This window comes from Saprospiraceae bacterium, from assembly GCA_016717265.1.
Classification (GTDB): domain Bacteria; phylum Bacteroidota; class Bacteroidia; order Chitinophagales; family Saprospiraceae; genus Vicinibacter.
In genome coordinates this window covers 3,405,493-3,418,872 of sequence record JADKFX010000001.1, presented here as the reverse complement: position 1 = coordinate 3,418,872, position 13,380 = coordinate 3,405,493, and the positions used below count along the sequence as shown (strand labels likewise).

Below are 13,380 nucleotides of genomic sequence, written 5' to 3'. Positions count from 1 at the left end.
AATTTGGATACATACAAAAAATGGCAGCCTTTTTTATTAGGCTTGTGTGCCGCTATTGGCTTGTTTGCTGGGATGAATATGAGGCAAGCACAGCAACCAAATTCAAAAGCAAAAGAACAAACAAATATTCCACATAATAATGTTCAAAAAATTACGGATGTCCTTTCCTATATCCAATCAAAGTATGTAGATAGTCTTGATATGGAAGTTTCAACGGATATCGCATTGGAGTCTTTGCTGGCTTGTTTGGATCCATATTCCGAATATATCCCGGTAAATAGAATTCCATTTTATACGGCTCAAATAAGCGGGAAACAACGAAATTTTGGCTTGGATTTACTTCCTATTGATTCACAAATAGTAATTACACAAATTGAAAAAACAAGTCCCGCATTTAAAGCTGGCATCGAAACCGGTGATTATTTGTTGTCGATTAATAATCAGGATGTATCCCCGCTAAGGTACAATTTTGATTCTTTATTAAATGCAATTGAAAATGAAATTGTAGATACTTTGAAAATAAGTTGTCTGCTTCGAAAGGAAAATATCATCAAAGAAATTAATTTTCCCTTACAGGAATTCGATGATCATCCTGTAAGTAATGTGCATATTCCTGTTGCAGGCGTTTTATACTTGAAATTGAAACAAGTTTCTAAAGCCAGTTATCGGGAATTTATGAATGTGTTGGAAACTCATATTTCAACAAAAAAATGTAAACATTTAATTCTTGATTTAAGAGGAAACACCGGAGGCTTAGTGCATGAAGCCGCTTCCATTTTAAATCAATTAATTCAAGAAAAGGAGCTGCTTTTATTTAAAACATCAAGCTCCAAAACAAAGGATAAAGAATATAAATCAACTGGAAAGCCATTTTTTATTTTGGATAAAATTATTGTTTTAATCGACCATAAAACAGCTTCTGCTGCAGAATTAATTGCTGCTTCATTACAAGATTTAGATAGGGCAATTATTATAGGCCAAAAGAGCTATGGGAAGTCAACTGTTTTAGAACAATTTTCTTTAGCAGATGGCTCCGCAATTCGATTGGCAGTAAGTCGTTATATTACCGCTTCTGGCAGATGCATCCAAAAACAATATGAAGCATTGAGTTCAAATTATTATGTTGCATCTCCGAATTGGAATTTGGATACTAATTTTTACTCCTTAAAAAAGCGAAAATTGCCATCGGGCAAAGGAGTCGTACCAGACCTTTTTGTTGCATCTGAAAAGGATACTGTTTCAGACTTAATTCAAGATTATGCAAATCGAATTGTGGTTTCAAATATTATAGAATTTAGAAATTTGATTCAATCAGATCCTGAAAAACTTGAAAACGATACGAAGGTTAAACTTTTAATTGAATCTGAAATTGCCAAATTGAAACTTATTATAAAATTGCCATTTCAGGATATTAAATTGTTTGAAGTTTGCAAGTTGACGCTAGCAGAATGGGTATTTGGAACAGCACTAAAAGAAAGAATGTTATTATTGAATGACAAAAATCTGGAAGTGGCTATAAAAAAAATATTGGAGTAAATTCTTAGGAGAGAATTTTAATTTCTAATAAATATTAATTCTCCTTCGGTATCATACGTAATAATCATACTCGGTTCCCCAGGCTCTAAAGCAGATTGTCTATGTTTCACTACGTAATCTACTGCTATTATAATTTCATTTTGTATATCTTTAAAATTCGCAGGCGTAGGAAATTGTGAAATATTTGCAGAAGTTGAAATTAATGGAGCATCAATACCTTGAATTAATGCTTGACAAAATGGATCCAGACAGAGCCGAATAGCAATGGAACCATCTTTTGATAGAATCGCTGGATCCAGGTTTTTAGCTTTTGGATAAATGATAGTAAGTGGTCGATTGTGATAGCTCATAAGCGTTTCCACTCTTGGGTGAATGTTCTGAACATATTTTTTAAGCATTTGAATGGAATCGACCAATAAAATGAGAGATTTTTCTGGAGGCCTTTGTTTGATTTCAAAAATGCGATGCACGGCCATTGGAAATTGAGCAGAACAGCCAATTCCCCAAATGGTATCCGTTGGGTAAAGTATAACCTTCCCTTCTTTTAAAAAACGGATTGCATTTTGAAGATCTTCTGGTATTTCTGTCATAGATTTCTAGTTAGCGAATGGTTTAATCCTTTGAAATTGAATATTTTTGTGTTTTTTACAAATAATTGCTGTTTTGAATGGAAGTTTTGAAATTATATATCTAAATTGAATAACCATATAACGTATTAATTCGTTTAAGGAAGTATATACTGGTATGAGAAAAATTATTGGATTCATTTTTTGGTTATTCATCAGCCTGCATAGTGAGCATATATTCGCAAAGCACATTATTGGCGGTGACATGTTTTATAAATGTCTTCGGGTAGATACCGCGCGGAAGGTTGTCAATTTTGCAGTTACTTTAAAGATGTACCGGGATTGTTATGCAGAGGGTGGAGCAGAATTGGATCCTTCTATTGTAATTGGCTTTTATGAAAAATTGCCAAATGGATCCTTTCGATATCTAAAAAAATTGAGTGATGTAAGGTTAAAATCTATTATCCTTTTGGACCCAGAACCTGATAATCCTTGTTTGATTATACCAGAAGATGTTTGCGTTCAAGAAGGTACGTATGAATTTCAAACAGGCAATTTACCTTTTAGTGCAAATTCATATTATATTGTATATCAAAGATGTTGTAGAAATGAATCCATTTCAAATATTATTAATCCTGGTGAAGATGGTGCTGCATTCGTGATAGAAATAAGTCCGGAAGCACAAAGACTTTGCAATAATAGTCCGCGCTTTCTGAATTTTCCACCCATTGTTATTTGTGTAAACAACCCATTAAATTTCGATCACTCCATATTTGATGATGAAGGAGATTTAGTCACCTATGAGTTTTGTACCCCTTTAAAAGCAGGTGGTCAGGATGGTGGCAATGGTGCGACCACATGCTTCGGAGTAATGCCAGATCCGTTATTTTGTCCGCCACCTTATAATACCGTGACGTTTAGATCGCCAACATATTCTACGATCTACCCTTTAGCTGGTAATCCACTTGTAACTATTAATCCGATTACTGGTTTGATTTCAGGAACACCAACGGTTCAAGGTCAATTTGTAGTAGGTGTTTGTATAAAAGAATACCGCAATGGAATATTACTTACAGAAACCAGAAGGGATTTTCAATTTAATGTTACGTATTGCGAACCCAAAGTATTTGCAAAATTGAAAGCCGATTCGATTTTGAATGGCAATAATTTTGTGATTAACTCTTGTGGAAAAGCAACAATAGATTTTTTTAACCAGAGTTCTGATATCAAGTTTATTCAACGATATAATTGGTCTTTTAATATTCAGGGTGTAGAGCAAATGAATACAAATCGGGATGCACAGTTTACCTTTCCGGGTTTTGGAAGCTATGCTGGTAAAATGATATTGAATGAAGGGAGCCAATGTTCAGATTCTGCAATGATACTTGTGAATGTCTACCCAGGTATTCGGGCAGATTATGGATTTCGCTATGATACTTGTGTTGCAGGCCCGGTTATCTTTTCTGATAGTTCATTTACGGGCAGTGGAAATTTGGTAAGTTGGAATTGGAATTTTTCGAGCTTTGGAACTTCTATAATACCGAATCCAAGTTTTAGTTTTACCACCCCTGGTAAAAAATCAGTGCGACTCGAGGTTCAAGATATCAATGGATGTAAAGATGATACGGTTGCAATTATACCTTATTTTCCTGTACCTCCTATCTTAATTGTAGACCCAAGTGCCTTTGATGGCTGTACTCCTTTAAATGTTTGTTTTAGAAATTTGTCAGTACCTATAGATACCAGTTATGATATAATTTGGGATTTTGGTGACGGCAATTTTGGCAATCAAATTTCACCCTGTCATACCTATAATGACGGTGGTGTTTTTTCTATAAAACTTAAAATAACCTCTCCTATTGGTTGTACCATTGAAAAGGATTATCCCAATCTAATAACTGCCCGATTGTCACCGAATGCCGATTTTAGCTTTAGTCCGGGTCAATTAAGTTCATTTCAAAAGACCGCAACGTTTATTGATATTTCTAATAATTCAAATGGCCGGCAATGGACCTTTAATGGTAAAGACCGCACGTTTGTGTCAAATATTACCCATACTTTTCAGGATACAGGGCTTCAAAAGATTGATTTAATTGCCATTAGTAATAATGGATGCCGGGATACCCTAACCAAGTATATCGATGTAGAGCCCAGAGTTACCTTATTTATGCCCAATGCTTTCACGCCAAATGGAGATGCAAAGAATGATGAATTTTTTGGGATTGGCTATTTTGAAGGTATGAAAACCTATGAAATGAGTATTTGGGACCGTTGGGGATCCAGACTTTTTATGACTCAGGATCCATTACAAGGATGGAATGGCAGGTTTGATAATCAAGGAGCTCTTTTGCCAAATGGGGTATACGTCTATGTTGTGAGATATACCACACCAAGGAATGAACTTATCGAATTAAAAGGTTTTGCCACCATCGTGAGATAATTCTTTCCATTTATTTTGAGTAATTTAATTGATTTTTGCTATCTTTGCGACTCTTTTTAAAAGACCTAAATGCATTTGCCATGGAATTAATTAAATATGTTCAAGATCAATTGATGGATATTAGCCGGATCCCTGAATTTTCTTCTGGGGATACCATAGTGATCAGTTATAAAATCATCGAAGGGAACAAAGAACGTATTCAGGATTTTAGAGGTGATGTAATTAACATCCGGGGAGAAGGTAAAAATAAGACGTTTACAGTGCGTAAAGTATCCAGTGGCATTGGCGTAGAACGTATATTCCCATTTTCATCTCCAAACATTTCAGAAATCAAGGTGGTAAAGAAGGGAAGGGTGCGGAGAGCTAAACTCTTTTACCTTAGACAGCTTTCTGGTAAAAAAGCTAGAATCAAAGAAAAAACAATGGCTGTTCGGGAAGAAACTGCAAAATAAGCTTTCGTTTTATTCTCATTTGCTAATTTTTAATACGTTTAATTCATTGTTGCCATCAAAGGCTTAACAATCTTATTAGGTAGGCTTTATTTCCTAAATGATGCCATATACTAGGATTTTGAAGGATCTATTAAAGTTTGTTGCTTAATTTCAATTTGATTACTTTATAAAGGTTCCTTCTTCATTTGGTAGAATTTCAACAAGTGCTTGTGTATTTATTGCTTTAATGGATTTAAAATTCTTGCTAAATTCAATATTTCGCTCTTTTGTGGATGCATCTAATTGAATTATCCTGCCATCAATATTTACTTCAATCGGAAGTTCTAATTTTTCTTCTTTACATTCTATTTTAAAAAGAATTCGGGTACGGTTTGTATCTGATAAAATTTTCAATTTGACTTTTGGTATTTCGTTTGTTTTGAAATACTGATTGAAAAATGGAGTAAAATCTTTTTTAGTGTAGTCATTCACATACATGAAAAAATCTTCACTATTTATGTTTTTATATTTATAGGTATTATAAAATCCTTTAATCATTTTAAACCACAAAGAATCATTTTTCAAAGTGAATCGCAAGGTTTGTAAAACCCAGGATCCTTTGCCATATATATCTGAATCCGGAAAATTCTGAAAGTTCACATCTCTTGGTCCGATTAAAGCCATTTTATTTTGGATCCCCGAACGCTGACTTTCTAAATACCGCAAGGCAGCTTTTTTGCCATGAAGATATTCCACATACAAAGCCTCCATATAAGTAGTAAAACCTTCATGTATCCACATATCTGCATGGTCATTGCAGGAAACAGAATTGCCAAAATATTCATGACCACTTTCATGGATAATGATATAGTCAAAATTAAATTCCGCAGACATTCTCGCTCCTAAATAGCCTCTTTTGTATTGGTTCCCATAAGCAATTGCACTCTGATGTTCCATGCCTAAATATGGCGACTCTACCAATGCGTAGCCATCATTCCAAAATGGGTATTTATCAAAATAAAATTCATAAGCTTCCAGCATTTTTTTTACCTGCTCAAAATGGTTTCTGGCAGTATCTTCCTTTCCTTTTAAGACATAATAATCCAATGGTAAAATGGATCCATCAGCAGCTTTATATTGATCCTTGAAATGGATATAATCTCCAACATATAAACTTACATTATAATTATTAATCGGGTAACTAACCTTCCAATGGTAGGTTTTGTTTTTCTTATCTTCATCCGTAACTTTTTCAAGATTTCCATTTGAAATTGCCATTAATTCATTCGGTACTGTTATATGAATATTCATTCCTTTTTCAGGTTCATCAGATAAATGATCTTTATTAGGCCACCACAAACTAGCACCAATACCTTCACAAGCCACCCCGATCCAGGGTTTTCCTTGCGCATCTTGCTTCCAAACAAAGCCGCCATCCCAGGGAGCTCGTTTTGCAATGATAGGTTTCCCTTCAAAATATATTTTTAAAACTTCCTGGTCATTTTTTTGAATGTTAAGCGGCACAAATACCGCATCAAATTTCCGATTGAATTTCAGTTCCCTTCCACGATATGTTATTTTCTTGATATTCATATTTTCAAACAAGTCTAACTGAATTGTTGATAAATCCTGGTTTGCTTGAAATTCCATTCCAACAAATCCTTTTAGACTTTGCGCTGGAATGTCTAATTGAATGCTTAAATCATAATGGAGGACATTGTAATTTCGTTCTGGTCGCAAAGCACCTCGCAAACTATCTTTCAAACTAAAAGAGAATTGTGCAATTTGGGATTGATTAAAACAAAATGAAATCGAAATAAAAAGTGCGAAAAATTTAGTATATTTCATTAGACAGGACGGATTTTTGAATTTTCGGAAGTCAAGTTTCTTCTAACAAGAAAATCAACCCATTTTGAAGGTAGAAATTTAGCCAAAAGTAAGAACAGAATTTTATTTTTATGAATCAGATATCTGTTTTTTGGATTTTTAGAATTCAATGCTGCCAATATTGGGTCCTTTAGAGATTCAACCGGAAGTGCATTGCGCTCTGTTTCCAGAATCGTTTTTGTTGCTTTTGTTAAATAGAGGGCATACGGACTTAGTTTGAAATCTTCCTCAACTCGAAGGTTTTTTTGCCAAATAAGCGTCTTTATAGGTCCAGGTTCAATCAAGATTACCTTAATTCCAAACAACGTTAATTCCCTACGCAAGCTATCTGAAAGTCCCTCTAATGCAAATTTTGAGCCGGCATAAGCACCCAGGAATGGAGATGCAAATAATCCTGAAATCGAACTTATATTCAAAATCCTGGCTTCCGTATTATCAGATTTTAAAAAGGGCAAAATGAGTTGAATTAATCGAATGGATCCGAATACATTGACTTGAAATTGCGCTTTCAAATGCGCCATGGGTAAATGTGTTAGTGGCCCGGGTACTGCATATCCTGCATTATTTATAAGGGCATATAAAGGATTTTCTCTTAAAATGGATTTCAATTGCTCCACTCCAGCCTCTATAGAAACATCTTCATGGAGGTCCATTGTTATCGCCGCAAAATTAGTTTGTTTTAAAAGTTCAGGATCTGGTACTTTATCATACCTTAGAGTTCCAATAACAAAAAAACCCTCTTTTGTGAGTAAATGTGCCAAAAATAGCCCAATTCCAGAGGAAATACCAGTTATCAAAACAAATCTCAATGCTTGAATTTAATGTAAAAGTAGCCAAAATATCGGGTTCGATTTTGTCCATCGATTGCAATTGATAGTATTTTTGAAGATAAGAATCTAAAATGAAAAACAGAATTACATTGCTTTTATATCTCCTTACATTTTTGGGATGTAAGCAAGAGAATAAAATTGACCTTGAATTTTTAAAGGGAAAATGGGTGATCGTAGAGGCCTCCAGAAATACAAAACGGACCAATACCCTGGATGGCGCTTTTTTCTTTTTTGAACAGAATATCCTGACTACAAATTTTATGGGTTCCGAAACTCAAGCTAATTATATCCTGAATAAAAATGAACTGACATTAACAAAAGGACTTGACTATACGTTTCAATTAGAGAAAACAAGAGACCATTATTTACTGATGCATACAAAGATTCAGAAAGCGGACTTTTTGTTTAAGCTAAAAAAAGAATAGAATGCAATGGATTCTTAAAACTTTATTGATTCTAAGTTTTTTATTTGTTTCAATACCTGGTTGGTGTCTGAATGCATTTGTCCAACCTTGTGTTTTTTATACTCCAGATTTTAAACCATATGCTGAAATTCGAATTTATATAGACCACAAAGGGTTTATTAAAACTATTCAAAAGGATAGCACACTTGCAATTAAAGCATATGTTACACTCTTATTAAAGAAAGGATTGGAAATTAAAAAAGTGGATAAAATATTGATTGAAAGTCCTTCGGGTCTTGAATTAAAACCTTTAATCCACCAACTTCGATGGGCGATTGAACCTGGTAATTACGAATTGGAAACTAAAATAGAAGATGCAAATGACAGTTTAAGAGAATTAACCTTATTGAATACCTTTCAAGTGAAACCTGCTTCTCAATCCACTTTTTTATCTGGAATTCAATTATCATCTATTTCAAAAGCTATTACAGACAGCAATCATATTTTATTTAAAAATGGCTTTTATAGCGAGCCTCTGATCTATCATCAGTTTAATTCCGGACAAAATATTCTCTATGCTTATTTGGAAAGCTATAAAACCGAACAATTAGGAAACAAATACGCATTGAAGTTTAGTTTGTATAAAAAGGATTCAAGCGGGATACTTTCTTTAAAGGAAGATTGGTACAGATCAAGAAATAGTAATGCAATTGATCCTTTTTTACTAAAACACGATATCAGTAGCTTAACAACCGGTACTTACAGATTGATAGTTCAGATTTTAAATTCTAAATCCATTAAAACAGACGAGCAGTTTATTGATTTCTTTAGAGAAAATCCTTTTTGGGATAAAATTGAAATTCTGAATAGAAGTCGAAAAGAAGATAAACAATTTTTCGATACACTTTCGGTTGATTTGATTAATTATTCAATTCGCGCATTGTATCCTATTATTTCGAGTTTAGATGTAGCCGTATTAAACGACCTGTATAAGCAAAAAAAATTGGAAGAAAAGCGGGTCTTTTTATTTGCATATTGGAGTGAACGCAGTGATACAGCAAAAAAAGCATTTAATACCTATTTGGAGTATGTTCGAAAAATTGACGAGTTATTTTATTCGGGATTTGGATATGGTTTTGAAACGGATCGGGGCGTTGTTTATTTGCGATATGGAAAGCCGGACGATGTGATTGCAGAAGATAAGGATAATGGTGCATTTCCATATGAAATCTGGAAGTATAATAAAGTTTCAAAAACAGGGCAGACGAATGTAAAATTTTTATTTTATAATCCAGATTTAGCTGGAAGTGATTTTAGATTATTGCATTCAACAGCGCATGGAGAACGCCAGAATAAGAAATGGGAGATCGACTTATATAAAAATGCTCCAGGGGAGGAGAAAGGAGATAATTTTTTTGATGCAACTGAAATACAATCAGGTTATAACCGACGGGCTCGGGAATATTTTGAACATTAATGTTACGGATTCAACCAATTGCTAAAAGATACTTTCATTCTGACCTTTTTTGATTGTTTAATTCTTTAATCAGTGAATATCTTTGCCAACTTTTAATACAACTTTATTTTTTGAATAAATTTAATGAGTATGCTACTTTTAGATGGAAATCAACTTTCTGCAATCCTAAGAAAAGAACTTCTTATCCGGGTTCGGGAATTTTGTCAGAATGATGTAAGATCGCCTCACCTTGCAGCCGTTTTGATTGGCAATAATCCTGCTAGTCAGGCCTATGTAAGAAATAAAATAAAAGCTTGTGAGGAAGTTGGATTCGCGTCTACACTTATCAGAAAGCCGGAGAACACTTCGCAAGAAGAATTATTGCATATTATTAAGGGTTTAAATCAGGATCCAACCTTGGATGGGTATATTGTACAATTACCCTTACCAAGACATCTTGACGAACATGCCATTAATCTTGCAATTAATCCAGAAAAGGATGTCGATGGTTTTCATCCCTATAATTTTGGTAAAATGGCCTTGGGTTTACCAACCTATTTACCGGCCACACCAATGGGAATTTTAATGATGTTGGATAGATATCAAATAGATACAGAAGGAAAACATTGTGTGGTTTTAGGCAGAAGTAATATTGTAGGTACCCCGATTGCAATTTTAATGTCTAAAAAATCGAAACCTGGAAATGCGACCGTTACAATGGCACATAGTCGCACAAAAAATTTAAAAGAACTTTGTTTAACAGCCGACATACTTATTGCAGCTTTAGGGATTCCGAAATTTGTGAAAGCAGATATGGTAAAGGCAGGTGCTATCGTAATTGATGTAGGAATTAATCGGATCGATGACCCGATGACAACTAAAGGAACCAGATTAGTTGGCGATGTCGACTTTGAAGAGGTCGCATTAAAAGTTGCAGCAATTACCCCCGTGCCTGGAGGTGTTGGACCAATGACCATTACCGCCCTACTCGAAAATACCTGGAAGGCATTTAGTAAACAAGTAAGTTAATATGGCTTGTATCTCCTATTATATCCATTTGGATGCCGCGCAACACGAGTTTGAAATTGCCTATTTAAATGAATTGGGTATTGATTCATTTATTGAACATGAAGATGCATTGGAAGCATTCTTAGAAACTGAAGACACAAATATTTCGGCTAAAATTGAATCTTATTTAAAAGAAAAACAACGAAGTTTCGAAAAAAGAAGTCATCAGTTACGGGATTGGAATAAAGAATGGGAGTCCAATTTTGATGCATTTTCTATTGCTAAAAAACTCTTGGTAAGAGCACCGTTTCACCCTGTAGATTCTACTTTTAAAGAGTCGTTATTGATTTCTCCCAAAATGGCTTTTGGAACCGGTCATCATGAGACTACCTCCATGATTTTAGAATGGATGTTGGATCAAAATTTTGAAAATAAAAAAATTCTTGACTTTGGATGTGGAACAGGAATCCTGGGAATTTTTGCTGCAAAAAGAAAGGCAAGCTTAGTTAATTTTATTGATAATGATCCGCTTTCAATAGAAAATACGATAGAAAATATTCAATTAAATGAGCTCGTTCCAATGCAATGTATCCTGGGCTCAATAGCTCAAATTCCGAATGACCAATATGATGTTATTTTGGCAAACATCACGCGAAATATTTTATCAGAATCAATGGAACTTTTGGTGTCCCACCTATTTGAACGTGGAATCATCGTAATCTCAGGATTTTTAGAAACGGATTTAGAATTTATGTTAGCATGTCTTCATAAGTTTCATTTAAAAGTATTAAACCGCTATCAAAAGAAAGATTGGTTATGCCTTATTGCTCAAAAGCAAGGGCTCCCGGAAACAACTTAAGAGATTCATATACTAAATCAGTTGGCAACCCCATAATATTTGCATAACTTCCTTGGATATGGGATATTTTACATAGACCAATCCATTCCTGTATAGCATATGAGCCAGCTTTGTCAAAAGGTTTGTATTGTTGAATATACCACATAATTTCTTCATGGTTTAATTCTCTGAAAAATACTTCAGACTTCCCGGTAAATGAAATTAGCTTTAATGAATCTTTCAAACAAACACCTGTATACACCATATGTTTTTTACCCGATAAATGTGCAAGTATTTTGTATGCTTCTTTTTCATCCTTCGGTTTTCCAAAAATAAAATCATTTAATACCACAATAGAATCTGCAGTTAATAAGATTTCATCTCCATGAATTAAATGACTTGCCGCTTTTGCTTTTTCCTCTGCTAAATAAATGGCCACTTCATGTCTTGCCATGTCATCCGGGTAGATCTCCTCAAATGGCAATGGAATAACATCAAACCAAAAACCTGCTTCATCAAGTAATTGCTTCCTTCTAGGGGATGAGGAAGCCAGGATTAATTTACGTAAATTGATTTTTGTTTTCATAAAATATAAGTCCAAAAAAGAATTCCAATTAACATATAAAATTTAAGCATAGTGCTCAAACGACTAAAATCTTTTATAACTTTTGATCTAATGAGTTGTATAATAATAACGGTAAGTGGCAGTACTAAAAATGCAATTGTGTAGAACACAAATTGAACATTTGATGCAAACCAACAAACAGAAAGATTAATTACAAAGATTGCTACCAAAATATGTAAAGCCAATTGTTTGCATTTTTGTTGGCCAAAATATGCGGCAGTTGACAAACATGCTTCCGCTTTATCGCCTTCCTCATCTTCTATATCTTTTATAATTTCACGTGCTAAATTGCTTAAAAAAGCTAATATGATGAGCATGATAAAATGATACATGAGTTGACTCCATTGAACATAATCCAACAAACGTAACGCATAAATAGATTCCCAAAATGCATATGGTATGATGGCAATAGAGAGGCCTGTAAAAATCGAAATCAAAATATTTCCCAGAAGCGGACTACATTTTAATTTTAAAGCGTAATACCACAATCCAAATGCAACAAATGGGTATATCAGAATAGAGTAGTGAAATCCTGTTTTAAATGAAAGGTAACAGGAGATTGCAAACCCTGTAAATGTAAAAAAGCTATAAAGGCTCCACGAGAAGGGAAGTGAAAAATATTTTGGAATTAAACTTGTAAGTTCATGCCTCGAATCTAATTGCCGGTCGTAAATATTATTAATGATATAACCCGAACAGGTAACACAAGCAAATGCAATGACCAATAAACTAAATTGGCGCAGATTTAAATTTAATTCTTCACCCGGAAAATAAAAATTGATTAATTTAAAATAGATTAAAAATTGTGTGAATGCAAGAATCCCTAGATTGGGAATTCTAAGCATCCGGATCCAAGCTTTTATTACCATTTTCCTTGAGCTTGCAATACTTTTTCAATCAAATCCCGGACGCAAGCATTTCCACCATTTAATGGGGAAATATAATTCGCAATTTTTAGAATTTCAGGAGCTGAATCTGCAGGACAGGCAGCCAATCCTACCTTAGACATGACTTCCAAATCAGGGATATCGTCGCCCATATAAGCAGTGTTATCTGCACTTATATTCCATTGCCGAAGGATTTCAACGAGGCTTGGATATTTATGCTCTATTCCTAAATGGATGTCCTTGATGCCCAATAATTCAAAACGCAATCGGGTTCCATTGCTTCGGCCACCTGAAATAATAGCCATTTTAATTCCAGCATGGATTGCTTTTTTTATTGCATATCCATCTTTGACATTCATACTTCTTAAAAACTCCCCATGATCTGTAACTAATATCCGGTTATCAGTGCAAACACCATCAATGTCCAGGATTATCGCCTGAACCTTAATAAAACGATCATATACATTCATGG

General features: G+C 34.2%; 13 protein-coding genes. 7 read left to right on the top strand and 6 right to left on the bottom strand.

Features of this window, described 5'->3' with window-relative positions:
• The first annotated feature begins 3 nt into the window (after positions 1-3).
• Entirely contained in the window at positions 4-1,536 is a 1,533-nt protein-coding gene (locus tag IPO86_13470) for a PDZ domain-containing protein (GenBank protein ID MBK9729114.1), read from the top strand.
• Between the two features lie 17 nt (positions 1,537-1,553).
• On the opposite strand, the gene IPO86_13465 is transcribed toward IPO86_13470, so the two are convergent.
• Complete coding sequence (locus IPO86_13465) at positions 1,554-2,126, bottom strand: threonylcarbamoyl-AMP synthase (protein MBK9729113.1); 573 nt, start codon at positions 2,124-2,126, stop codon at positions 1,554-1,556.
• 154 nt (positions 2,127-2,280) lie between these two features.
• On the opposite strand from IPO86_13465, the gene IPO86_13460 reads away from it, so the two are divergent.
• Both IPO86_13460 and rplS read left to right on the top strand, forming a co-directional pair.
• Positions 2,281-4,542 (top strand): gliding motility-associated C-terminal domain-containing protein, encoded by a 2,262-nt coding sequence (locus tag IPO86_13460; protein ID MBK9729112.1) that lies wholly within the window; start codon positions 2,281-2,283, stop codon positions 4,540-4,542.
• Between the two features lie 80 nt (positions 4,543-4,622).
• Positions 4,623-4,994: a 50S ribosomal protein L19 gene (rplS, locus tag IPO86_13455; protein MBK9729111.1), complete on the top strand. Its 372-nt coding sequence runs from the start codon at positions 4,623-4,625 to the stop codon at positions 4,992-4,994.
• A 159-nt stretch (positions 4,995-5,153) separates the two neighbouring features.
• Here rplS and IPO86_13450 read toward each other — a convergent pair whose 3' ends face one another.
• A complete protein-coding gene (locus tag IPO86_13450; protein MBK9729110.1) occupies positions 5,154-6,821 on the bottom strand; it encodes a M1 family metallopeptidase in 1,668 nt (555 codons plus the stop codon).
• Complete coding sequence (locus IPO86_13445) at positions 6,821-7,669, bottom strand: SDR family oxidoreductase (GenBank protein MBK9729109.1); 849 nt, start codon at positions 7,667-7,669, stop codon at positions 6,821-6,823. The genes IPO86_13450 and IPO86_13445 overlap by 1 nt, the downstream gene beginning before the upstream one ends.
• A 92-nt stretch (positions 7,670-7,761) precedes the next feature.
• Between IPO86_13445 and IPO86_13440 the strand changes: the two genes are divergently transcribed.
• The 4 genes from IPO86_13440 (at position 7,762) to prmA (ending at position 11,417) form a co-directional block, all read left to right on the top strand.
• Positions 7,762-8,115: a hypothetical protein gene (locus IPO86_13440; GenBank protein ID MBK9729108.1), complete on the top strand. Its 354-nt coding sequence runs from the start codon at positions 7,762-7,764 to the stop codon at positions 8,113-8,115.
• Between the two features lies 1 nt (position 8,116).
• Positions 8,117-9,571 (top strand): GWxTD domain-containing protein, encoded by a 1,455-nt coding sequence (locus IPO86_13435; GenBank protein ID MBK9729107.1) that lies wholly within the window; start codon positions 8,117-8,119, stop codon positions 9,569-9,571.
• A gap of 129 nt (positions 9,572-9,700) precedes the next feature.
• Entirely contained in the window at positions 9,701-10,579 is an 879-nt protein-coding gene (gene folD / locus IPO86_13430) for a bifunctional methylenetetrahydrofolate dehydrogenase/methenyltetrahydrofolate cyclohydrolase FolD (protein MBK9729106.1), read from the top strand.
• A 1-nt stretch (position 10,580) separates the two neighbouring features.
• Positions 10,581-11,417, top strand: a complete 837-nt coding sequence (gene prmA / locus IPO86_13425) for a 50S ribosomal protein L11 methyltransferase (GenBank protein ID MBK9729105.1) — start codon at positions 10,581-10,583, stop codon at positions 11,415-11,417.
• Here prmA and maf read toward each other — a convergent pair.
• Genes maf through IPO86_13410 form a run of 3 tightly spaced genes read right to left on the bottom strand, consistent with a single transcriptional unit; the run spans position 11,380 to position 13,378 of the window.
• Positions 11,380-11,982: a septum formation protein Maf gene (gene maf, locus IPO86_13420; GenBank protein MBK9729104.1), complete on the bottom strand. Its 603-nt coding sequence runs from the start codon at positions 11,980-11,982 to the stop codon at positions 11,380-11,382. The genes prmA and maf overlap by 38 nt on opposite strands.
• Positions 11,979-12,890: a UbiA family prenyltransferase gene (locus tag IPO86_13415; GenBank protein MBK9729103.1), complete on the bottom strand. Its 912-nt coding sequence runs from the start codon at positions 12,888-12,890 to the stop codon at positions 11,979-11,981. The genes maf and IPO86_13415 overlap by 4 nt, the downstream gene beginning before the upstream one ends.
• The gene (locus tag IPO86_13410) at positions 12,884-13,378 is read right to left on the bottom strand and encodes an HAD-IIIA family hydrolase (GenBank protein ID MBK9729102.1); all 495 of its coding nucleotides are present in this window, start codon (positions 13,376-13,378) and stop codon (positions 12,884-12,886) included. The genes IPO86_13415 and IPO86_13410 overlap by 7 nt, the downstream gene beginning before the upstream one ends.
• Positions 13,379-13,380 lie beyond the last annotated feature (2 nt).

Excerpts from the sequence above, each read along its gene's own strand:
- IPO86_13465 (MBK9729113.1), bottom strand. The coding sequence starts at position 2,126 with ATGACAGAAATACCAGAAGATCTTCAAAATGCAATCCGTTTTTTAAAA.
- IPO86_13460 (MBK9729112.1), top strand. The coding sequence starts at position 2,281 with ATGAGAAAAATTATTGGATTCATTTTTTGGTTATTCATCAGCCTGCAT.
- rplS (MBK9729111.1), top strand. The coding sequence starts at position 4,623 with ATGGAATTAATTAAATATGTTCAAGATCAATTGATGGATATTAGCCGG.
- IPO86_13450 (MBK9729110.1), bottom strand. The coding sequence starts at position 6,821 with ATGAAATATACTAAATTTTTCGCACTTTTTATTTCGATTTCATTTTGT.
- IPO86_13440 (MBK9729108.1), top strand. The coding sequence starts at position 7,762 with ATGAAAAACAGAATTACATTGCTTTTATATCTCCTTACATTTTTGGGA.
- IPO86_13435 (MBK9729107.1), top strand. The coding sequence starts at position 8,117 with ATGCAATGGATTCTTAAAACTTTATTGATTCTAAGTTTTTTATTTGTT.
- folD (MBK9729106.1), top strand. The coding sequence starts at position 9,701 with ATGCTACTTTTAGATGGAAATCAACTTTCTGCAATCCTAAGAAAAGAA.
- prmA (MBK9729105.1), top strand. The coding sequence starts at position 10,581 with ATGGCTTGTATCTCCTATTATATCCATTTGGATGCCGCGCAACACGAG.
- maf (MBK9729104.1), bottom strand. The coding sequence starts at position 11,982 with ATGAAAACAAAAATCAATTTACGTAAATTAATCCTGGCTTCCTCATCC.
- IPO86_13415 (MBK9729103.1), bottom strand. The coding sequence starts at position 12,890 with ATGGTAATAAAAGCTTGGATCCGGATGCTTAGAATTCCCAATCTAGGG.
- IPO86_13410 (MBK9729102.1), bottom strand. The coding sequence starts at position 13,378 with ATGAATGTATATGATCGTTTTATTAAGGTTCAGGCGATAATCCTGGAC.